Annotated in this window: 20 protein-coding genes; 6 read left to right on the plus strand and 14 right to left on the minus strand. The window is 70.7% G+C overall.

Annotation, left to right across the window (positions count from 1 at the left end):
- Positions 1-1,089 precede the first annotated feature (1,089 nt).
- Together NZH93_RS25630 and NZH93_RS25635 are read left to right on the plus strand one after the other, a co-directional pair.
- Entirely contained in the window at positions 1,090-1,530 is a 441-nt protein-coding gene (locus tag NZH93_RS25630) for a MarR family winged helix-turn-helix transcriptional regulator (RefSeq protein ID WP_259625748.1), read from the plus strand.
- Positions 1,531-1,609: 79 nt separating this feature from the next.
- Complete coding sequence (locus tag NZH93_RS25635) at positions 1,610-2,449, plus strand: PaaX family transcriptional regulator (RefSeq protein WP_276024141.1); 840 nt, start codon at positions 1,610-1,612, stop codon at positions 2,447-2,449.
- Here the strand turns inward: NZH93_RS25635 and NZH93_RS25640 are convergent.
- Together NZH93_RS25640 and NZH93_RS25645 are read right to left on the minus strand one after the other, a co-directional pair.
- Positions 2,446-2,997 carry an HD domain-containing protein gene (locus NZH93_RS25640; protein ID WP_259625749.1) on the minus strand — a complete coding sequence of 184 codons (552 nt, stop codon included), beginning with the start codon at positions 2,995-2,997 and terminating at the stop codon, positions 2,446-2,448. The two genes, NZH93_RS25635 and NZH93_RS25640, sit on opposite strands and share 4 nt — an antisense overlap.
- A gap of 219 nt (positions 2,998-3,216) precedes the next feature.
- Complete coding sequence (locus tag NZH93_RS25645; RefSeq protein ID WP_259625750.1) at positions 3,217-3,606, minus strand: hypothetical protein; 390 nt, start codon at positions 3,604-3,606, stop codon at positions 3,217-3,219.
- Between NZH93_RS25645 and NZH93_RS25650 the strand changes: the two genes are divergently transcribed.
- Both NZH93_RS25650 and argS read left to right on the plus strand, forming a co-directional pair.
- A complete protein-coding gene (locus NZH93_RS25650) occupies positions 3,599-4,594 on the plus strand; it encodes a C40 family peptidase (protein ID WP_259625751.1) in 996 nt (331 codons plus the stop codon). The genes NZH93_RS25645 and NZH93_RS25650 overlap by 8 nt on opposite strands.
- A gap of 63 nt (positions 4,595-4,657) precedes the next feature.
- A complete protein-coding gene (gene argS, locus NZH93_RS25655; RefSeq protein ID WP_259625752.1) occupies positions 4,658-6,400 on the plus strand; it encodes an arginine--tRNA ligase in 1,743 nt (580 codons plus the stop codon).
- Here the strand turns inward: argS and NZH93_RS25660 are convergent.
- Genes NZH93_RS25660 through NZH93_RS25680 form a run of 5 tightly spaced genes read right to left on the minus strand, consistent with a single transcriptional unit; the run spans position 6,341 to position 11,365 of the window.
- Positions 6,341-7,384, minus strand: coding sequence for a GNAT family N-acetyltransferase (locus NZH93_RS25660; protein ID WP_259625753.1), 1,044 nt, complete (start codon positions 7,382-7,384; stop codon positions 6,341-6,343). The genes argS and NZH93_RS25660 overlap by 60 nt on opposite strands.
- Positions 7,385-7,427: 43 nt before the next feature.
- A complete protein-coding gene (locus NZH93_RS25665) occupies positions 7,428-8,654 on the minus strand; it encodes an ABC transporter permease (protein ID WP_259625754.1) in 1,227 nt (408 codons plus the stop codon).
- Complete coding sequence (locus NZH93_RS25670; protein ID WP_259625755.1) at positions 8,651-9,325, minus strand: ABC transporter ATP-binding protein; 675 nt, start codon at positions 9,323-9,325, stop codon at positions 8,651-8,653. Before NZH93_RS25670 ends, NZH93_RS25665 begins: the two co-directional genes overlap by 4 nt.
- Positions 9,322-10,455: a peptidoglycan-binding domain-containing protein gene (locus tag NZH93_RS25675; RefSeq protein ID WP_259625756.1), complete on the minus strand. Its 1,134-nt coding sequence runs from the start codon at positions 10,453-10,455 to the stop codon at positions 9,322-9,324. Before NZH93_RS25675 ends, NZH93_RS25670 begins: the two co-directional genes overlap by 4 nt.
- A 1-nt stretch (position 10,456) precedes the next feature.
- Positions 10,457-11,365 (minus strand): hypothetical protein, encoded by a 909-nt coding sequence (locus tag NZH93_RS25680; protein WP_259625757.1) that lies wholly within the window; start codon positions 11,363-11,365, stop codon positions 10,457-10,459.
- Positions 11,366-11,497: 132 nt separating this feature from the next.
- Here NZH93_RS25680 and NZH93_RS25685 point away from each other — a divergent pair, with 132 nt between their 5' ends.
- Positions 11,498-12,007, plus strand: a complete 510-nt coding sequence (locus tag NZH93_RS25685) for a SigE family RNA polymerase sigma factor (RefSeq protein WP_259625758.1) — start codon at positions 11,498-11,500, stop codon at positions 12,005-12,007.
- Positions 12,004-12,759: a hypothetical protein gene (locus NZH93_RS25690; RefSeq protein WP_259625759.1), complete on the plus strand. Its 756-nt coding sequence runs from the start codon at positions 12,004-12,006 to the stop codon at positions 12,757-12,759. The genes NZH93_RS25685 and NZH93_RS25690 overlap by 4 nt, the downstream gene beginning before the upstream one ends.
- A 4-nt stretch (positions 12,760-12,763) precedes the next feature.
- Here the strand turns inward: NZH93_RS25690 and NZH93_RS25695 are convergent, their stop codons facing one another.
- From NZH93_RS25695 to araB, 7 genes are read right to left on the minus strand one after another with little or no spacing between them, the layout of a single operon-like run.
- On the minus strand, positions 12,764-13,243 hold the full coding sequence (locus NZH93_RS25695; RefSeq protein WP_259625760.1) for a TspO/MBR family protein: 480 nt from the start codon (positions 13,241-13,243) through the stop codon (positions 12,764-12,766).
- A gap of 42 nt (positions 13,244-13,285) precedes the next feature.
- Positions 13,286-14,524: a multiple monosaccharide ABC transporter permease gene (gene mmsB / locus NZH93_RS25700; protein ID WP_259625761.1), complete on the minus strand. Its 1,239-nt coding sequence runs from the start codon at positions 14,522-14,524 to the stop codon at positions 13,286-13,288.
- A gap of 4 nt (positions 14,525-14,528) precedes the next feature.
- Positions 14,529-16,058: a multiple monosaccharide ABC transporter ATP-binding protein gene (gene mmsA, locus NZH93_RS25705; RefSeq protein ID WP_259625762.1), complete on the minus strand. Its 1,530-nt coding sequence runs from the start codon at positions 16,056-16,058 to the stop codon at positions 14,529-14,531.
- A 55-nt stretch (positions 16,059-16,113) separates the two neighbouring features.
- A complete protein-coding gene (chvE, locus tag NZH93_RS25710) occupies positions 16,114-17,241 on the minus strand; it encodes a multiple monosaccharide ABC transporter substrate-binding protein (protein ID WP_259625763.1) in 1,128 nt (375 codons plus the stop codon).
- A 30-nt stretch (positions 17,242-17,271) separates the two neighbouring features.
- The gene (araA, locus tag NZH93_RS25715; RefSeq protein WP_259625764.1) at positions 17,272-18,780 is read right to left on the minus strand and encodes an L-arabinose isomerase; all 1,509 of its coding nucleotides are present in this window, start codon (positions 18,778-18,780) and stop codon (positions 17,272-17,274) included.
- A 28-nt stretch (positions 18,781-18,808) separates the two neighbouring features.
- Positions 18,809-19,477, minus strand: a complete 669-nt coding sequence (locus NZH93_RS25720) for an L-ribulose-5-phosphate 4-epimerase (RefSeq protein WP_259625765.1) — start codon at positions 19,475-19,477, stop codon at positions 18,809-18,811.
- A complete protein-coding gene (gene araB, locus NZH93_RS25725; RefSeq protein ID WP_259625766.1) occupies positions 19,477-21,153 on the minus strand; it encodes a ribulokinase in 1,677 nt (558 codons plus the stop codon). The genes NZH93_RS25720 and araB overlap by 1 nt, the downstream gene beginning before the upstream one ends.
- Positions 21,154-21,240 lie beyond the last annotated feature (87 nt).

The raw sequence follows: 21,240 nt of genomic DNA on the forward strand, positions 1-21,240 counted from the left end.
AGTTTAAGGGGCAAATCCCCCAAGTAAAATCGGCCACGGTTTTAGGGCCCTGTCTTACTGTTCGCAGTGGGCCACCAAGGCTGGCGCCGGTTTCGTGGTGGGTGCTGGAAGGCTGATTGGCGGTCGACTAGCGTCAGTCGTCGGTTGGGAGTCGGCTTGTTTGTGCGTAGGCGAGTCGGTTAGCGCTGAAGCGGATTATGTATTTACGTGGACAGGGTTAGGCGACAGGTGCGGTCAGGCCGTGCTGTGGGGCGAGGCTTGGAGCAGGACCAGGTGGACGAGAGTGACTTGGCCAGGTGGAGAAGAAGGCTTAAGCAATCGAGATTGGGGCCTAGAGCTAATTCGGCCTGCGGTCACTAGCCACGAGCCCCACCACAGCGGCTACCGCAATCGGGATTGAGACTGGAACTGGAACGAGTCCGGGGCCGGGATCATGGCCTGGAACCAGGGGCTGAGAACTGAAGGCCGGGACTGGGGACTGGTACTAGGACTGGGGCCGGAGACTGAGGGCTGGGGACCGGGTCGGGAGGACAGGACCTAGGACCGACACCTGGGACGGGGGTGGAGCCTCGGCCTGGGCCGGGACGACGGCGGCCACAGGCCACAGGCCACAGGCCACAGGCCACAGGCCACAGGCCACAGGCCACAGGCCACAGGCCACAGGCCACAGGCCACAGGCCACAGGCCACAGGCCACAGGCGAGTTCAGTTCGTCTGGGGGTGGGTGTCAAGGCTGTGGTGGGGTGGGTGATAGGGCGTTTGCTACGGCTGGGCTGCGGATGGTTACTACGTCGAACAAGCCGACTGCGTCCAAGGCCGGCCTGAGGGCGCGTAGTTGGGTGGCTGCCGCCCTGTGTTCTGGGGTGCCTTCTGGGGTTGAGGCCAGGAGTTTGGCGTTCACGATGAAAGCGGCGATGGTGCCCTTGCGGACGTACTGGCCTGCGAAGTGGGTGCCCTCTTCGCCGTCGGGGAGTACGTCTTGCGGGGTGGTGGCCATGGGGGTCCTCCAGAGGGGGCGTGAGGTGCGTGCCGGTTGCACGCAAATGGAACCCTACCCGACATGCGTGCCGCTTGCACGTACACTGATCGGGTGCATTCCGCCGCCGCTCGTGTCGAGGCCGCTCTCGGCCTGCTGCTCCGCCGCAGTACCAGGGCGCACCTGTACGACGACCTGGTGTCCGACCTGGCCGGGGTCGATGAGACGACCTACCCGGTGTTGAGCGGGATCGCTCGGTTGGAGCCGGTGAGTTCCACGCGGCTCGCCGATGAGATCGGGATCGATCGGACGGCGACCACGCGGTACGCGGCGCGGTTGGAGAAGGTCGGGTTGGTGGTGCGGGAGCCTGACGCGGGGGACGCGCGGTCCACCTTGTTGTTGTTGACCGCCGAGGGGCGGGCCGCGATCGATTCCGCGCGGCGGCGGTTGGTGGATCGGTTGGACGAGATCGTGGCGGAGTGGACGCCGGTGGAGGCCGAGCTGTTCGCGACGGTGTTGGAGCACCTCGTCAGCAAGCTGCGGCCGGAGTCCTGAGTGGACGTTCCACGAGATCCTTGTGCGCGTGCTCGGTGGGGTATCAGAATGGGCTCCCTCAGCGAGGCTGGTGAAGAAGATGGCGGACGTCGCACACCCGAGCGTGTCCAGGCGGCGCGAGGTCAGCCACGCCAGTGCGCGGTCGGTGTTGATGACGGTGCTGGGCGAGTACGTGCTGCCGCGCGAGGCCCCGGTCTGGACGTCGGCGTTGGTGGACGTGCTGGCGCTGTTCGGCGTCGAGGAGAAGTCGGCGCGCCAGGCGTTGTCGCGGACGGCGGCCGAGGGGTGGCTGCGGTCGGAGCGGGTGGGGCGGCGGGTGCGGTGGTGCCTGACCTCGCCGGGGCACCGGTTGCTGTCCGAGGGGGCGCACCGGATCTACGAGTTCGGTCGTGAGCGGGGTGACTGGGACGGGCGCTGGTTGATGCTGCTCATGTCGGTGCCCGAGGCGAAGCGCGAGCTGCGGCACCGGGTGCGGACGCGGCTGACGTGGGTGGGGTTCGGGTCGCCGCAGCCGGGGGTCTGGGTCAGTCCGGACACGCGCAGGCAGGCCGAGGCGGTGAAGATCGTCGCCGAGCTGGGGGTGGAGTCGCCGGTGATGTCGTTCGTCGCGGAGTTCGCGTCGATCGGCGAGGTGGGCGACCTGGTGGCGCGGGCGTGGGACCTGAGCGACCTCGACCAGCGGTACGAGGACTTCGTCGACGAGTTCAGCGCGATCACGCCCGCGACCGGGCAGAACGCGCTGCACGCGCAGACGCTGCTGGTGCACGAGTGGCGCCGGTTCCCCTTCCTCGACCCGCGGCTGCCCGCCGAGCTGCTGCCCGTGAACTGGAGCGGCGCGAAGGCGGCGGACCTGTTCCACCGCAAGCACGAGGAGTGGCGGGCGGCCTCCCAGCGGCGCTGGGAGGAGTTCACGGCCTAGAAGTCGTCCGGCTCGATCGTCGTCCTGGTCAGGTACCCCGGCCACGACGACTTGGGCGCCTTGGCCGGGTTGCGCCGCGCCTGCGCGACGACCAGCCGCTTCAGCTCCACCTCGATGCCCAGCCTCGGGTAGACCTCCTCGAACGCGGTGCTGCCCTCGTCGAAGTCGGCGAGCACGCCGAGGCGGGTCAGCATCGTGATCGGGCCCCGGCGTTCGGCGATCTGCCCGGACGTGTGCAGCGCGATGGCCTCCCACACCTGGTCGACGGCCCGCGCGGGCACGCCCTCCGCGGTCAGGAACGCGGCGGCGGCGTCCGCGCCCTCCACCTCGAACCGCACGGGCCCGTCGAACGCGTCGGCGGTGCCGATGTCGTGCAGCACGCACGCCTGGAACAGGGTCTGGTCGTCGTGTTCGACGCCGTCGCGCTCGGCGATGGCGGTGGCGTGCAGGTAGGTCCGCACGCTGTGGTTCAGCACCGGTGGGGCCTCGTGCAGGCGGGCGAAGTCCAGCACGCGCAGGGACAGCACGTCGTTCGGCAGGAAGATCATGCGCTTGAACCTAGCGCCGCCACGGGCACGGCGACGGGGGCGCCGGGAACACCCCGTCGGAGCTGCTGACCTGCTCGGGAGTGGCAGTGGTACTAGGTGTCCGCCGCCACCCCCGAAAGGATGGTCCTGTCGCTTCCCGTAACGCGGATCGGTCGGTTCATCGCCCGTTTTCGCACTTCACTGAGAATTTTCTCCTCCGCCTTACACTGACCTGACCACTCACCGTGACATGGTGGACTCGTTCGCGGTGTGCCTATGAGGGGTGGCGTGCATGCGTGGTCTTGTGGTGGTGCTCGTGGTCGCGGTGGTGCTCGCCAGTGGGGCTCCCGCTTCCGTGGCCCAACCGGACCCGTCCTCGTCCTCCCCGTCCAGCACGACGACACCGCCGCCGGAGACGACCACTCCTCCCCCGAGCCCGACCACCACCCCCACCACGACGACGCTCACGCCGACCACGACGGTCCCCCCGACGACGACCACCGCGCCGCCGTCCACGGGTGTCCCGACCACCGTTCCGCCGTCCTCGTCGTCGAGCGCGCCGACCACCACCACGCCGACTCCGACGCTGCCCAACTCGCCCGCCGTGCCGAACTCGGCGGAGATGACCAAGTACCTGGAGCTGAGCCAGGCCGCCGCGACGGCCAACCAGGACGTGCTGGCCGCGCAGCAGAACCTCGTCGACAAGCGCGCCGCCGCCGAGAAGGCCACCACGGACGCGGCGGCGTCGAAGAGGGCCGCCGACGACGCCGTGGTCGCGGAGGGCAGGGCGAAGACGCTCCAGCAGGAGTCCAAGGCGCTCGCCACGACCCTCCAGGACGAGGTCGACCACCTGGTGGAGATCTCGTTCAAGGGCCTGCGCCTCAACGGGCTGGCTGCGGTGTTCAGCAGCGAGTCGCCCGAGGAGTACCTGGACGCGGCGATGATCATGGACGTCTACGCCGAGCGGCACGGCGCCATGGTCGCGACCGCGCAGCGGGCGGCCGACGACGCGAGCGCCGCGCAGAAGAAGGCCGAGGAGGCCCGCACGCAGGTCGAGGCCACCAGCAAGAAGGCCGAGGAGGACCGGGTCAACGCGCAGAAGCTGGCCGACGAGGCCACCGCGGCCGTGGTGCTGGCCGACGAGCGCAGGGTCGGCTTGGACGGCAAGGTCAACGAGGTGCGGCAGGCGTTGGGCGCGCTCGCCCCGGCCGACCTGGCCCGGCTGTCCGGGACCGGGCCCTCGGTCAACCCGAACATCCCCGCGGGTGCCGCCGGTGACGCGCTGCGGTTCGCGCTCGGCGAACTGGGCAAGCCGTACGTGTGGGGTGCCGTCGGCCCGGACACCTACGACTGCTCCGGCCTCATGCAGACCGCGTACCGCAAGGCGGGCGTGACCATCCCGCGCGTCACGTACACGCAGGCCCTGATCGGCACCGCCGTGCCGCGCGACCAGGTCAGGGCCGGTGACCTCATCCTGTACCGCGCCGACCTCGGGCACGTGGCCATGGCGATCGACGGCACCTACGCGGTGCACGCGCCGACGTCGGGCGAGACCGTCAAGGTGTCGCCGATCGACGCCATCGGCCCAGTCGCGACCATCCGTCGCGTGGCGGGCTGACGAACCGGTTTCCCACGGGCTGGATACTGGGCTCGGAGAAGTACCGAGCCTGGAGGTCTAGCGGTGTTGCAGGGTGACGTCGGAGTGGAACTGGGTCGTCGGGTGGCGGTAGCGCTGCGCACGGCCCTGGGTGTGGAGATCACCCCGGCCGAGGCGCTCGTGCGACCCTCCACCCGCGAGGGTGTGGACTACCAGTGCAACGTGGCCATGAGCCTGGCCAAGAAGCTCAAGAAGGCGCCGCGCGACGTGGCGCAGGCCGTGGTCGAGCACCTGGACTCGGCGGACATGGTCGAGGCGCCCGAGATCGCCGGGCCGGGGTTCGTGAACCTGGTGCTGCGCACGGAGTGGTTGCAGGAGCAGGCCGCCGGGCTGCTCGGCGACGACCGGATGGGCGCCTCGGCGACCGAGGTCCCCCGTCGGGTCGCGATCGACCTGTCGAGCCCGAACGTGGCCAAGGAGATGCACGTCGGCCACCTGCGGTCGTCGATCATCGGTGACGCGATCATGCGGCTGCTGCGCTTCGCGGGCCACGAGGTGATCCCGCACAACCACCTTGGTGACTGGGGCACGCCGTTTGGGATGCTCATCGAGCACCTGGTCGACGAGGGGTGGAAGGCCGGTTCGGACTCGCACTCCATCAGCGACCTCAACGGGTTCTACGTGGCGGCGCGCAAGAAGTTCGACGCCGACCCGGACTTCGTCGAGCGGGCCCGGCTGCGGGTCGTGGCGCTCCAGGGCGGCGACGAGGAGACCCTGGCGCTGTGGCGCGGGCTCGTCGAGGAGTCCACCCGGCACTTCGAGAAGGTGTACGAGCTGCTGGGCATCGGGCTCACCCCCGAGGACATCTACGGCGAGAGCTTCTACAACCCCTATCTCGCCGACACCGTCGCCGAGCTGGAGGCCGAGGGGCTGACCGAGGTCAGCGACGGCGCGCTCTGCGTGTTCCCGCCCGGCTTCAGCAACCGCGAGGGCGACCGGCTGCCGCTGATCATCCGCAAGAGCGACGGCGGCTACAACTACGCCAGCACCGACCTCGCGACGATCCGGTACTGGGTCCGCGAACGCGAGGTGACCGACCTGCTCTACGTCGTCGGAACCCCGCAGGCGCAGCACTTCACGATGGTGTTCGCCGCCGCGCGGCAGGCGGGCTACCTCACCGACCAGCACGCCGAGCACGTCGGGTTCGGCTCGATCCTCGGTGAGGACGGCAAGACCATCCGGTCGCGCGCGGGCGGCACGCTCAAGCTCGTCGACCTGCTGACCGAGGCCGTCGACCACGCCGCCGCCGTGATCGCCGAACGCACGGCGTTCGACGCGGACGAGCAGGCGCGGCTGGCGAAGGTCGTGGGCATCGGCGCGGTGAAGTACGCGGACCTGTCGAACGACCGCGAGCGCGACTACGTGTTCACCTGGGAGAAGATGCTGGCCAAAGAGGGCAACACCTCGGTGTACCTCCAGTACGCCAACGCCCGCATCCGCTCGATCCTCGCGAAGGCGGGCTCGGTGCCCGGCGTCGGGACGCCCGTCGTGCTGACCGAACCGGCCGAACGCGCGCTCGTGGTGAAGCTGCTCGGGTTCCCGGCGGCGGTGGACGCGGCGATCGAGGCGTACGCGCCGCACAAGCTGACCACGTACCTGTACGAGACGGCCAGCACGTTCACCACGTTCTACGACGCCTGCCCGATCCTGAAGGACGGCACCAGCCCGGAAGCCCGCGAGTCCAGGCTGGTGCTCGCCCAACTCACGTCACGGGTGCTCGTGCTCGGCCTGTCGCTGCTCGGCATCGACGCCCCCGAGCGCCTCTAGGAGTCCCGCCACGGTCCCGTTCACCTCGACCATGGACCGGACCGTGGCGAACCCCAGCGCGTGGTTCACCGCGGCCATGTGGACGTTGTCGGCGTTGGTGCCGGTGACCGACAGGACGAGGTCGGGCCGGTCTCCGGCCAGCCCGCGCAGCATGTGCGCCTTGACCACCCGGCCTAGCCCGTGACCGCGGTGGGCCGCGATGACGGTGGTCTCGCGTTGGTAGGCCCACGGCTTGCGCAGCGGTTGCAGCCACACCTCGGTCATCCCGACGACCTCGTCGGTCGCCTCGTGCACGGCCACCACGACCCGTTGTTCGATGCCCCTCGCCGCGACCACCGCCTCGTCCTCGCGCACCAGGTCGACGGTCCACCTGCGCTCCTTGAGCTCGGCCTCGCCCCTCGGGCTGTCGGCGATCGCGTTCTTCGCCTCGGCGTAGGACGCGACGATGGCGTTCGGCGCGGCGCCGATCCACCGCTCGACCCTGTACCCCTCGGGCACGGGCACGTCCCACAACGACCGGTCCGCGTCCGCGAACCTCAGGTGCTGGAGGATCGTCGTGTTCACGGTCCGGAACCCCAGCGCGTTCGCCCACGTCTCGCCGACGCGGCCGACCTGGATCCCCTCCACGACGGTCCGGCCGCGGGCCGTCAACTCCGGTACCAGCGCGCGCAGCACGGTCGTGCCGATCCCCTGCCCTCGCACCTTCGGGTGCACGGTGAGCAGGACGATCGCCACGTGCTCGTTGTCGTGCTCCGGGAAGAGCGCCGTCGCCACCGCCACGACCTCACCGCCGCGACGCCCCAGCCAGTGGTGCGCTGCCCCCAGACCGGGGAAGGGGTTGCGGAACTGGTTGACCACGTCCTCGTACCCCACCGGCTCCTCGTCCGGCAGGTCCACCTCCTGAGAGGTCGAAAGCACCTCGTGAATCCCCCGGAACACGGCTTCACCCGCCCGGTTCGGGTCCACGACCTCGACGTCCACCACAGCGGCCCCCCCTCTGTCGGCGAGGCCATTGCAGCAGAAACCGTCAGGTACCCGAGCGCAAAGCGTCAACCGGCTGCATCCTCGCCGCCCGCAGCGCCGGGTACAGACCGGCGAGCAGGCCGACCAGGGCACCGGCGACCGGGGCGCCCGCGACGATCGGCAGGTCGAGCACGGGTGTCCACTCGCGACTGATCGAGATCGCCACGACGGACACCACGCCGGTGCTCGCGCCCAGCACCCCGCCGATCAGCCCGACGACGACGGACTCCGCCAGGAACTGGTACGCCACGTGCCTCCTGGCGGCGCCCAGCGCTCGGCGCAGGCCGATCTCGCCGGTGCGTTCGACGACGGTCACGAGGGTGACGTTCGCGATGCCGATCGCGCCCACCACGAGGGAGACCAGGCCCAGCACCACGAACAGGCCGTTGACGTCGTGCTGGACACCGCCGCGCAGCGTCGCCGGGTCCGGTGGGGCGAGGACCCGGAGCGCGGCGTGACCGTTGGGGCTCAACGCGATCGGCGCCTGCTCCGCGATGAGCGGGGCCGCGCCGAGGTCGGTGCGGATCAGCACGGTCGTCGGCGGGCCGAGGCGCAGGCGGTCGTCGCCGGTGGTGTGCGGCAGCAGGACCGAGCTGCTCAAGCCCTTGTCCAGACCGCCGGTGACCGGGCCGAGCACACCGATGACGGTGAACGCCTGGCCGTCGACGAAGACCGCCGGGCCGTCGTCCACGGTGACGACGCCGAGCAGCTTCGCCGCGCCGCCGCCGAGCACGGCCACGCGGTCGTGCCGGGCGACGTGGCCGTCGTCGAAGTAGCGGCCCGTGGCCATCGAGGCGCCCAGCACGTCGGGCAGGCCGGTGGTCGTGCCGACGACGGGCAGGATCCGGTCGGTGACGGACGTGGGGTCGTGCAGGTCGTTGGTGCGCACCCGCGCGTTGGCCGAGCTGTCCGGGCGGGCGACGGCCGCGGCGGCGCGGACCCCGTTGAGCCGCACCAGGTCCGGCAGCGCGGTCCAGGCGACCGGGCCGGGCAGCGCCGGGTCGGGGAGGGTGGGGATGACGACCGTGACCTCGGTGGCGGTGACCGCGTCGAAGCGGCCCGCGATCTGGTCGGCCGCGGTCGCCGCGACGCCGAGGGTGATCACCAGGGTGGTGATGCCGATGACCGTGCCCAGCATGGTCAGCCCGGTGCGGACGGGCCGGGCGGTGATGCCCGCGACCGCCTCGTCCAGCAGGTCCCGCACCCCCATCGAAGGGCGTCCGACGGTCATCGCAGCTCCTCCGAGAGCCTGCCGTCGTCGATCCGCACCCGGCGGGCGGCACGGGCGCTGACCTCCTCGTCGTGGGTGATCACGACCAGCGTCACGCCCTGCTCCCCCAGCTCGTCGAACAGGTCGAGCACGGCTCCGGTGTTCGCCCGGTCCAGGTTGCCGGTGGGCTCGTCGCACAGCAGCAGCGCGGGTTCGCCCACCAGCGCGCGGGCGATGGCGACGCGCTGGCGTTCGCCGCCGGACAGCTTTCCGGGGTCGAACGCGGCCCGGTGCGCCAACCCGACGCGGGCCAGCGCCGCCTCCGCACGCTGAGCGCGGTGCGCGCGGTCGGTCTTGCGGTACACCTCGGCCAGCGCGACGTTGTCGACGGTGCTGCGGTGCGGCAGCAGGTGGAACGCCTGGAAGACGAACCCGATCCGGCTGCCGCGCAACGACGTGCGGCCGCGGTCGTCCAGCGTCGTGGTCTCGACGCCGTCGAGCAGGTAGCTGCCCGAGTCCGGCCGGTCGAGCAGGCCCAGCGTGTTGAGCAGCGTCGACTTGCCCGATCCGGACGCGCCCACGACCGACAGGTAGTCACCCGGCTCGACCCGCAGGTCCACGTCGCGCAGCGCGTGCACGGGCGGGTCGGCGGGGAACGTCCGGCCGACGCCGGTGAGGTGGATGACGGTCACGAGGCGCCCACCACGACCCGGTCCCCCGCCACCAGGACACCACCGTCGGCGGGGTCGACCTTGACGAGGCCGAGCGCGGTCAGCCCGAGCACCACGGGCACGTCGCGCACGGACCCGTCGGCGGCCTGCACCCGGACGCGGGCCTTGCCGTCGGCCTTGGTCGTGACGGCCGCGACGGGCACCACCAGCACCTCGCCGCCGCTGCTGCCCACCTCGACCTCGATCTTGACGGACTGCCCGGCGTACGCGGCGAGCGCGGCCGGGTCCTGCGCCACGAGCCGGAGCCGCGTCGTGTTGGACGTGTCCGGCGGGGCGCCGGACGGGGGCGGTTCCACCACGGGCGGCGCGGCGTCCTTGCCGGCGGCCTCCACGGTCGCGGGCAGCGCGGCACCGTCCGCCATCCGCAGCACCGCGGCCAGTCCGGGGTGGACCAGCCCGGCGTCGGCGGACGGCAGGGTCGCCCGGACGACCACGGTCGGGTCGGTGGTGGTGCCGACCTGGCCGGTCGCCTGCGCTCCGGCCTTCACCGCGACCGAGTCGAGCCGCACCGGCAGCGTCGGCAGGAAGACGACCTCTCCCGACGGGATGGTGACCTCCTCCCCCGGCTGCACCGGGTAGCCCGCCCGCTCGTACCAGGTCTTCACGGCGGTGCCCGTCGGCGCGTCGAAGATCCCGCCGCGCAGCCTGCCGAACCCGAGGTCGGACAGCGCGGCCTGGAGCTGCTTCACGTCATCGCCCTTCGCGGCCGTGCCCAGGGTCCGGTACATCGGCACCGGGCCGGGCAGCACGAACACCGGACGGCCGCTGACCTCCATCAGCACGTCGCCGGACTTCAGCGTCGTGCCCGCGACGGGCGCCTTGGTGACGAGCTGCGTCGGACCGGCCGACCCGACCACACCGGTCAGGGTGATCGACGCCTCGCCCGTGTACACCACACTGCCCTGAGCGACGGACGTGCTGGTCAGAGCACGTTTCTCCACCGGGACGGTGATCAGGGACGGTGGTGGCGGCCGGTGTTCGGCCGCCGCGTCGGCGGGCGACTTCACCGTCGTGCCGACCCACCAGCCGACCAGCCCCGCCGCCACCGCGACACCCACCACGAGCGCGAGCACCCGTCGGGGACCAGCCACGTCAGCCGACCCCGCCCTCGGCCAGCACCTTCTCGACCTTGGGCTTGGCGACGACCTCGTAGGCCCTGCCGCACTCCAGGTCCTCCAGGGCCATCTCGATCTCGCGGTCGAGCCCCTGCTGGAGGTTCGCGCCCCGCGCCTCGTCGTGCAGCTTGGTCGCGATCTGCTCGACCGTGCGCTCGATCGCGCCCGGCTTGACGGCCGTCACCTCGTAGCCCTGGCCGCGCAGGCAGGTCGCGTAGCCCTGCGCCGCCTCCAGCAACTGGGGGTCGGTCTGGAACTCCTGCTGGGCCTGCGCGGCGGCGGCCTCCTTGGCCGGGTCGGCGGGCGGCGCCTCGCCGTAGACCCGCGCGGACGCCTTGCCCGAGCAGCTCGCCGCGGACTTCGCCGGGTCGAACGAGCCGTCGTCCTTCGCCCCGCGCGCCCCGCCGTCGAGCGCCTCGTCGTAGGCCTTCTTGCCTGCTTCGTCGAGGGCGTCGCGGATGGCGGTGTTGGGGTTCGGCGTCGGCGGGGGCAGCGACACGTTCAGGTCGTCCGGGTACACGTCGCGGGCGAAGTGCCCGAACCCGTACTTCGCGCGGTACTTCCTCAGGTCCTCGTACGGCACGAGCGCGGGGTCCATCCCGGCCAGGTTGCCCGCGGCCCTGCCGAACTTCAGCGGCCTCGGCACGTAGGTGAACCCCAGCGCCTTCATGCAGTCCGCGACCATGTTCTCGGTGGTCACCGAGTCGGCCTCGGCCTTGCTCTCCGGGCTCCCCTCGGGAGGTGGCTGCACGACAGCGGCCGTGGTCCCGCTGTCGACGGTCGTCGGCGGTGGCGGGCTCGACGCGGGCCGCGGTGCCGTGCCGCACGCGGCGACCAGGGTCAGCGCTCCGAGGGCCAGCGCGGGCAGTGCCTTCCGGTCCAGCACGGTGCCTCCTTCGTGTTCGGGGCTTGCACCGGAACAGGACGAGGCAGACCGTGGGGAAGTTGAGAGCGGGACCCTTCAACCTTTCGGCGGTGCCGCTCGTCGGTATCGGCAGGGAGTCGGTGGAGGAGGCGTGTGAGCAGGGGTGACCGGCAGTTCGTGGAGTTCGTCGAGGCGAACTCGGCCAGGCTGATGCGCGCCGCGCACCTGCTGATCGGCGATCGCCACCAGGCGGAGGACGCCGTGCAGTCGGCGCTCGCCAGGACGTACGCGTCCTGGTCGCGGGTGCGCAACCAGGACGCGTACGCCTACGCCCGGCGCGTGCTGACGAACCTGACCATCGACCGGTGGCGGCGGCCCATCAAGGAGCAGGTGCGGGACTCGTTCCCGGACCGGCCGGGGCCGCGCGACTTCACCCAGGACCACGCCCAGCAGGAGTGGCTGATGCGGGTGCTGGGGCAGTTGACGCCGAGGGAACGCGCGATCGTCGTGCTGCGGCACTACCTCGACCTGTCGGAGGCCGAGGTCGCCGCCGAGCTGAAGGTGTCGCTGGGGACCGTGAAGAGCACGAACTCGCGGGCACTGGCCAAGCTGAGGATCACCCTGTCGCCCGCGGGCGCCACCTCCGGGGAGGAGACCCGATGACGGACCTCGACGCGCTGCGCTCGGCGCTGCACGGGTCTCCCGCCGAGTCGGGCACGGTCGACGTCGCGGCGGTCATGAGGTCCGGGCGGCGGATCCGGACCAGGCGCAGGCTCGTGCGCGGCGGCGGGGTCGTCAGCGGCACGGCGGCGCTGCTGGTCGCGATCTTCGTGATCGGGCAGCCGGGAACGGGCACCGCCCCGGAGCAGCAGCCCCTGATCGAGATCACCGCGGCCAAGCCCGCCGACCCGAACTCGATCCCCGTCGGCAACGTCGTGATGACCGGCTTCGACAACGAGGTCCTGTACTTCGTCGCCGGCTACCGCGAGCCCTACGAGAACAAGCGGAGTCCCACGGTCGCCACCGACCCCGACAGGCCCGCCCTCCCCACCGGCACCGGGTACGGGCTGACCCTCGGCAACAACGGCGTCGGCCGGATCATCCCGTTGCAGACCACGGGCGCGGCGGGCCGCTGGACCGGGTTCCACTCGATCACCACCCGCGGCCTGGACGGCACCCTCGACGCGGGGAACGTCGGCGGGACCCGGTTGTACGGGTACTACGAGGGCGACGTGCGGCGGATCGTGCTGGAACTGGACGACGAGGTCGTCGCCACCGCGCGTACGGCCAAGTGGAGCGCGGACGGCACCATTACCATCTTCTGGTTCGCCCCGGAGGACATCCCGTCCGACGAGGCGCTGCACGCGTTCCGGCTGCTGGCCTACGACCAGAACGGGCAGCTCATGCCGTACTGACGGGTCAGGTGTTCGCGGCCCAGATGCTCGCGTTGAGCGCGGTCGCGAACCCCACCCACAGCAGGTACGGCACCAGCAGGCCCGCGGCGAGCCTGCTGCGGCGGGCGAACACGGCGATCAGCGCGACGATGCTCGCCAGCAGCAGCACGATGTCCACCAGCGCCAACCCGAACTGCCCCGCGGCGAAGAACAGCGGCGTCCACAGGGCGTTCAGCACGAGCTGCGCGCCGAACAGCACCAGTTCACGCCGCGCACCGGCCCGCCAGGCGAGCCAGCCGGAGAAGGCGATCATCACGTACAGCGCCGTCCACACCGGACCGAACAGCCAGGACGGCGGTGCCCACGATGGCTGCTGGAGCGCCGCGTAGTCCGAGGCCGCCGAGACCGCGGACAGCGAGCCGATCACCGCGACCGCGGCCACGGCCACCGCGAAGGCGGCCAGACCGGCGATCGGGTGCGCGCGTCGTGCGGAGAGGTCGGTCATCCCTCGACGGTAAGCGCGACCGACCCGTCCCGCACGACAGCGCTAGCGGGTGCCCGCCCGCCTCTTCGTCCAGACGTCGTAGGCGACGGCGGCGAGCAGCACGAGTCCCTTCACCAGCATCACCCGTTCGCTGGGCGCGCCGATCAGGGACATGCCGTTGTTGATGACCGCCATGATCAGACCGCCGGTGATGGCCCCGACGACCTTGCCGACCCCGCCCTGCACGGCCGCGCCGCCGATGAACGCCGCCGCGATGGCGTCCAGCTCGAACGCGTTGCCCGCGGTGGGCCCGGCCTGGTTGAGCCTGCCCGCGAAGATCACGCCCGCGAGCGCCGCGAGCACACCCATGTTGACGAAGAGCCAGAACGTGACGGACTTGACCTTCACGCCGGACAGCGTGGCCGCCTGGAGGTTGCCGCCGACGGCGTAGATGCGGCGGCCGAACACGGCGCGGTTGGTGAGCAGCGAGTAGCCCAGCACCAGCACCGCCAGCAGCACGAGCACCCACGGCAGGTTCTTGAAGCGGGCCAACTGCACGATCACCGCGAGCACGACCAGCGCCGCGGCGGCGATCTTCAGCACGAACACCGGGAACGGGTCGACCACCTGGCCGTAGCCGATGCGGCCCTGGCGCGAACGCCACTGCGTGAGCGCGATGCCCGCGACCACCGCGATCCCGACGAGGAGCGTGAACAGGTCGGCGCCGCCGAGCGGGCCGAGGCCGATGTTGCCGAGGAAGCCCTCGATGAAGCCGTTGGACAGCGTCCGGATCTGGTCCGGGAACGGCCCGATGCCCTGGTTGCCCAGCACGGTCAGGGTGAGCGCGCGGAACACGAGCATGCCCGCCAGGGTGACGATGAACGCCGGGATGCCGAAGTAGGCGACCCAGTACCCCTGCCACGCGCCGATCACGGCGCCCGCGACGAGCGTGACCAGGACGGCGAGCGGCCACGGGAGGCCCATGTTCACCGTGAGCACCGCGCAGATCGCGCCCGTCAGCGCCACCACCGAGCCCGCGGACAGGTCGATGTGCCCGGCGATGATGATGAGGATCATGCCGATCGCCAGGATCAGCACGTAGGAGTTCTGCACGATGATGTTGGAGATGTTCTGCGGCTGGAGCAGCGCACCGTCGGTGAGGAAGGTGAACAGCACGACGATCAGCCCGAACGCGACGTAGATGCCGCTCTGCCGCAGGTTGATCGAGAAGCGGCGCGGCGCCGCCGGTCCCTCGCGGACCTCGACGGGGACGTCGGCGTCCGTGGGCGCGGTGCTGGTCATGGCGCTACTCCTGTCCCTTGGTCATGAAGTGCATGAGGCGTTCCTGGGTCGCGTCGGCGCGGTCGACCTCACCGGTGATCCGCCCGGCCGACAGGGCGTAGACGCGGTCGCACAGGCCCAGCAGCTCGGGCAGCTCCGAGGAGATCACCAGCACCGCCTTGCCCTCGTCCGCGAGCTTGTTGATGATCGTGTAGATCTCGTACTTGGCACCGACGTCGATGCCGCGGGTCGGCTCGTCGAGGATCAGCACGTCCGGATCGGTGAAGATCCACTTGGACAGCACGACCTTCTGCTGGTTGCCGCCGCTGAGCGTCCCCGTCGTCGTGGCCACGCCGGGGGCCTTGATGTTCATGCTCCGCCGGAACTCCTCGGCGACGCGGTGCTCCTCGTTCTCGTGCACCCAGCCGCGCTTGGCGAGCTTCGACAGGCCGACGGCGGAGATGTTGCGCTTGATGTCCTCGATGAGGTTGAGGCCGTAGCGCTTGCGGTCCTCGGTGACGTAGGCGATGCCGTTGCGGATCGCGTCGCGCACCGTGCGGACGTTGATCTCCCGGCCGTTCTTGAGCACCCGCCCGGAGATGTCCGTGCCGTAGGAGCGGCCGAACACGCTCATGGCCAGCTCGGTGCGGCCCGCGCCCATGAGTCCGGCCAGCCCGACGATCTCACCGCGCCGCAGCACCAGGTTCGCGCCGGACACCACGACCCGGCCGCGCTGGGTGGGGCTGTGCACGGTCCAGTCCTCGATCCGCAGCACCTCCTCGCCGATGTTCGACTCGTGCGGCGGGAAGCGGTCCGACAGGTCCCGGCCGACCATGCCCGAGATGATCCGCGCCTCGGTCACGTCGTCGGTGGCCATGTCCAGCGTCTCGATCGTCCTGCCGTCGCGCAGGATCGTGATCGAGTCGGCGATGGCCGCGATCTCGTTGAGCTTGTGCGAGATGATCACGCAGGTGATGCCCTGGTCGCGCAGGCCGCGCAGCAGGTCGAGCAGGTGCGCGGAGTCCTCGTCGTTCAAGGCCGCGGTCGGCTCGTCCAGGATGAGCAGCCGCACCTCCTTGGACAGCGCTTTCGCGATCTCCACGAGCTGCTGTTTGCCCACGCCGATGTCGAGCACCGGCGTGGTCGGGTTCTCCCGCAGGCCGACGCGCTCCAGCAGTTCCGCGGCGGCGTGGTTGGTGCGGTTCCAGTCGATCAGCCCGCGGTGGGCGATCTCGTTGCCCAGGAACAGGTTCTCCGCGATCGAGAGCTGGGCGCACAGCGCCAGCTCCTGGTGGATGATCACGATCCCGCGCCGCTCGCTGTCGTTGATCCCGGAGAACTCGCACGGCTCGCCGTCGAAGGTGATCTCGCCGTCGTAGGAGCCGTGCGGGTACACCCCGGACAGCACCTTCATCAGCGTCGACTTGCCCGCGCCGTTCTCGCCGCAGATCGCGTGGATCTCGCCGCGGCGCACGGACAGCGCCACGTCCTGGAGCGCCTTGACGCCGGGAAAGGTCTTGGTGATCCCCCGCATGCGCAGGATGTCGTCTGCCATCGCTGGTCGGTCCCTTCACGGGCCGGGCTCCCCGCGCGGGGAGCCCGGCCGGCGACTACTTGATCTGGTCTGCGGTGTAGTAGCCGGAGTCGATCAGGACCTTCTGGTAGTTGGCCTTGTCGACGGTGACCACGGGGAGCGTGAACGTGGGGACGACCTTCTTGCCGTTGTTGTAGTCGGTCGTGTTGTTGGTCTCGGGCTTGTTGCCCTTGAGCACGGCGTCGGCCATCTTCACGGCGACGTCCGCGAGCTGGCGCGTGTCCTTGTAGATGGTCGAGTACTGCTCACTGGCGACGATCGACTTCACCGAGGCGACCTCGGCGTCCTGACCGGTCACGATCGGGTAGGGCTGGGTCCCGGTGCCGTAGCCGTTGCTCTTCAACGCCGAGAGGATGCCGATGGAGAGGCCGTCGTAGGGCGACAGGACGCCCTGCACCAGCGCGCCGCCGCCGTAGCTGGAGGTAAGGACGTCCTCCATGCGCCGCTGCGCCGTGGCCGGGTCCCACCGCAGGATCGCGACGGTGGCGAAGTCCTTCTGACCGCTCTTGACGACCAGCGTCCCCTTGTCGAGGTACGGCTGGAGGATCGACATGGCGCCGTTGAAGAAGAACGTGGCGTTGTTGTCGTCCGGCGAGCCCGCGAACAGCTCGATGTTGAACGGCCCCTTGGCGTCGCCATCGGAACCGTCCGCCTTCTTCAGGCCCAGGCCGGTCAGCAGGGAGGTCGCCTGCTCGACGCCGACCTTGAAGTTGTCGAAGGTGGCGTAGTAGTCGACGCTCGGGCTGTTCAGGATCAGCCGGTCGTAGGAGATCACCGGGATCTTCTTGTCCGCGGCCTGCTGGATCTGCGTGGTGAGCGCCTTGCCGTCGATGGACGCGACGATGAGCACCTTGGCGTTCTTGGTGATCTGGTTCTCGATCTGGTTGGCCTGCGTCGGGATGTCGTTCTCCGCGTACTGGAGATCGACCTGGTAGCCCTGCTTCTCCAGCGCGGCCTTGATGTTGTCGCCGTCGTGGATCCACCGCTCGGACGCCTTGGTCGGCATGGTCACGCCCACGAGCGCGCCCGCACCGGAACCGGCTTCCGCCTGCTGGTCCACCGTCTTGGTCGACGAGCCGCAGGCGCTCAGTGCCGCGGTGAGCGCCAGAGCGCCACCCATCGCGGCGAAACGGGTGAACTTCATCGTTCTGTCTCCTGTCGGGTTCGGTACGTGCTATCGCCAGCCGGGCAAACCCTGGGCGAGTCGGTAGTAGGCCTGGTTCCAGCGGAGGCGGTCCCCGAAGTCCGCCGTCGTGGTCGCCCCGTCGATCACCACCAGCTCGGTGTGCGCCATGTGCGCGAAGTCCCTCAACGTCTCCGCGCCGACGGCCTGCGTCAGCACGGTGTGGTGCGGGCCGCCCGCCGTGAGCCACGACTCGGCCGAAGTGGACAGTGCGGGCGCGGGCTTCCACACCGCGCGCGCCACGGGCAGGTTCGGCAGCGGCTCGTCCGGCGGCACGACGTCGATCTCGTTGGCCACCAGGCGGAAGCGGTCGCCGAGGTCGGACAGGCCGATCACCACGCCCGCGCCCGCGGTGGCGTCGAACACCAGCCTGACCGGGTCCTCGCGACCGCCGATGCCCAGCGGGTGGACCTCGCACGACGGGCGGTCGGCGGCGATGCTCGGGCAGACCTCCAGCATGTGCGCGCCGAGGATCTTCGGCTCGCCCGGCCCGAAGTGGTAGGTGTAGTCCTCCATGAACGACGTGCCGCGCCCGGTGCCCACGCCCATCGCCTTCACGGCGGCCAGCAGCGCGGACGTCTTCCAGTCGCCCTCGCCGCCGAAGCCGTAGCCGTCGGCCATCAGCCGCTGCACGGCCAGTCCCGGCAACTGCCGGAGACCGCCGAGGTCCTCGAAGTTCGTGGTGAACGCGCCGAACCCGCCGTCGGTGAGGAACTGCCGCATCCCCAGCTCGATGCGGGCCGCGTAGCGCAGCGACTCGTGCCGCTCGGCTCCCCTGGCCAGTTCCGGCGCGAGGTCGTAGGCGTCGGCGTACTCGGCCACCAGCACGGAGATCGCGTCGTCCGCGACGGCGTCGACCACGGCCACCAGGTCGTTGACGCCGTAGGTGTTCACCGAGACGCCGAACCTCAGCTCGGCCTCGACCTTGTCGCCCTCGGTCACGGCGACGTCCCGCATGTTGTCGCCGAACCGGGCCAGCTTGAGGTTCCGCAGGTGGTTGTGGCCGGTCGCGGCCCGCGCCCAGCCGTCGATCCTGGCCGCCAGCTCGGGGTCGGACGCGTGCCCGGCGACCGTCTTGCGCGCCACCCCGAGGCGGGTCTGGATGAACCCGAACTCGCGGTCGCCGTGCGCGGCCTGGTTGAGGTTCATGAAGTCCATGTCGATGGACTGCCACGGCAGCGCCGAGTTGAGCTGGGTGTGCAGGTGCAGCAGGGGCTTGCGCAGCACGTCCAGCCCGGTGATCCACATCTTGGCGGGCGAGAACGTGTGCATCCAGGCCACCACGCCGACGCAGGACGGGTCGGCGTTGGCGGCGAGCATGACGCCGCGGATGGCGGTGGAGTCGGTCAGCACCGGCTTCCACACGATCTCCGCGGAGATCCGGCCGGACGCGGTCAGCGTGCGCTGGATCTGCTGCGACTGGCTCGCCACCTGGTCGAGCGTCTCCGGCCCGTACAGGTGCTGGCTGCCGGTGAGGAACCACAACTGGGGTTTCGACATGGCGGGCTCTCCTCGTGGTTCCACGGACTCAGGCCTGCCCGTAGACGTTCTGGTAGCGGGCGTGCAGGCGGTCGACGTCGTCCTGGTCGATGTCGCCCGGCTTCCCGAGCTGGTGTGCGATGTGGACGGTGCGGGCGACGTCCTCCAGCATCACGGCGGCCTTCACCGCGGAGCGGGCGTCCGGCCCGACCGTGAACGGGCCGTGGTTGCGCATCAGCACGGCCGGGGACCTGCTGTCCCGCAACGTCTCCACGATGCCGCGCCCGATGGAGTCGTCGCCGATCATGGCGAACGGGCCGACCGGGATCCCGCCGCCGAACTCGTCGGCCATCATGGTCAGCACGCACGGGATCGGCTCGCCGCGCGCGGCCCACGCCGTGGCGTACGGCGAGTGCGTGTGCACCACGCCGCCGACCTCGGGCATGTGCCGGTACACGTACCCGTGCGCCGCGGTGTCCGAGGAGGGCGACATGTCGCCCTCGACCAGTTCGCCGTGCAGGTCCGTGACGACGATCGTGGCGGCGGTCAGCTCGTCGTAGGACACCCCCGACGGCTTGATCACCATCAGGTCCTCCCCCGGCACCCGCGCCGACACGTTGCCCGCGGTCCACATCACCAGGCCGTACCTGGTCAGCTCCCCGTGCAGTTCGGCGACGGTCCGCCGCAGGTCCGCGATCGTCTGCCCCACCGACGACATCAGCTCTTCCCCTCGGTCGCGGCGCGCTTGCGCGCCTTCAGCCGGTGCATCACGTCGTCGCCGCCGCGACCGAAGTGGTCGTGCAGCTCGACGTAGTCGGCGTAGAGCGCCTGGTAGGCCTCGACGTTCGCCGGGATCGGCTGGTAGACCCCCCGGCGGACGGAGCCCATGGCGGCGGCGGCCGCGCGGATGTCGGTGTACGCGCCCGCGGCCACGGCGGCGTGGATGGCCGACCCCAGCGCGGGCCCCTGCTCGGAGCCGATGACCGACAGCGGCAGGCCGGTCACGTCGGCGTAGATCCGCATCAGGAGTTCGTTGCGCAGCAACCCACCGGCGACAATCAGCTCGGTGACCGGGACGCCGGACGCGACGAACGCGTCGACGATGGTCTTGGTGCCGAAGGCGGTCGCCTCGAACAGCGCGCGGTAGGTGTCCTCGGCGCGGGTGGCGAGGGTCTGGCCGACGACCAGCCCGCTCAGCTCGTGGTCGACCAGCACCGACCTGTTGCCGCTGTGCCAGTCCAGCGCGACCAGCCCGTGCTCGCCGATCTCCTGCTGCGCGGCCAGTTCCGTGAGCAGGTCGTGCACCGAGATGCCGCGCTCGGCCGCGCGCCGCTGGTAGTCGGCGGGCACGTTGTGCTCGACGAACCAGCCGAAGATGTCGCCGACGCCGGACTGGCCCGCCTCGTAACCCCAGAGGCCGGGGATGATCCCGCCGTCCACCACGCCGCACATCCCCGGCACCTCGCGGAGGTCCGCGCCGGACAGGACGTGGCAGGTGGAGGTGCCCATGATCGCGACCATCTGGCCGGGCTCCACGGCGTTCGCGGCGGGCGCGGTGACGTGCGCGTCGACGTTGCCGACCGCGACGGCGATCCCCTCCGGCAGGCCGGTCCACGCGGCGGCCTCGGCGGACAGGCCGCCCGCTCGGTCGCCGAGCGCGCCGATCTCGTGGTCCAGCTTGTCGGTGACGAACCGCTCGAAGCCGGGGTGCAGCTCGCGCAGGAACTCGGGCGTCGGGTAGGCGCCGTCCTGGCGGATGCCCTTGTAGCCCGCGGTGCACGCGTTGCGCACGTAGGTGCCGGTGAGCCGCCAGATGATCCAGTCGGCGGCCTCGACCCAGTGCTCCATCGCGGTGTAGACCTCGGGCGCCTCCTCCAGGAGTTGCAGGCCCTTGGCGAACTCCCACTCGGAGGAGATCAGGCCGCCGTAGCGCGGCAGCCACGGCTCCTTCCGGTTCCGCGCCAGCTCGTTGATCCGGTCCGCCTGGCCCTGCGCGGCGTGGTGGCGCCACAGCTTCACGTAGGCGTGGGGCTCCCGGACGAACTCCGGCAGCTCGCACAGCGGCGTGCCGTCCGCCGTGGTCGGCACCATCGTGCACGCGGTGAAGTCCGTGCCGACGCCGATCACGTGGCTCGGGTCGACGCCCGCAGCGGCGATGGCGGCCGGGATCGCCGCCCGCAGCACGTCGATGTAGTCGGAGGGCACCTGGAGCGCCCACTCGGGGGGCAGCGCCCTGCCGGTGGCCGGGAGCACCCGGTCGACGACGCCGTGCCGGTAGTCGTGCACCGCGCTGCCGAGTTCGGCGCCGTCGCGGACCCGCACCACGACGGCGCGGCCGGACAGCGTGCCGAAGTCGACTCCGACCGCGAGTGCGTCCTGGGGATCGATCGCCATGGTGAGACACCTTCGTCCGACAGCCCTGTCCGACGCAGTGTTATCGCTAACATTCCGGCCGTCAACAGCACGGCGCAACGTTTCGGT

Origin of the sequence: Umezawaea endophytica (genome assembly GCF_025061645.1) — a bacterium.
Taxonomy (GTDB): Bacteria; Actinomycetota; Actinomycetes; order Mycobacteriales; family Pseudonocardiaceae; genus Umezawaea; species Umezawaea endophytica.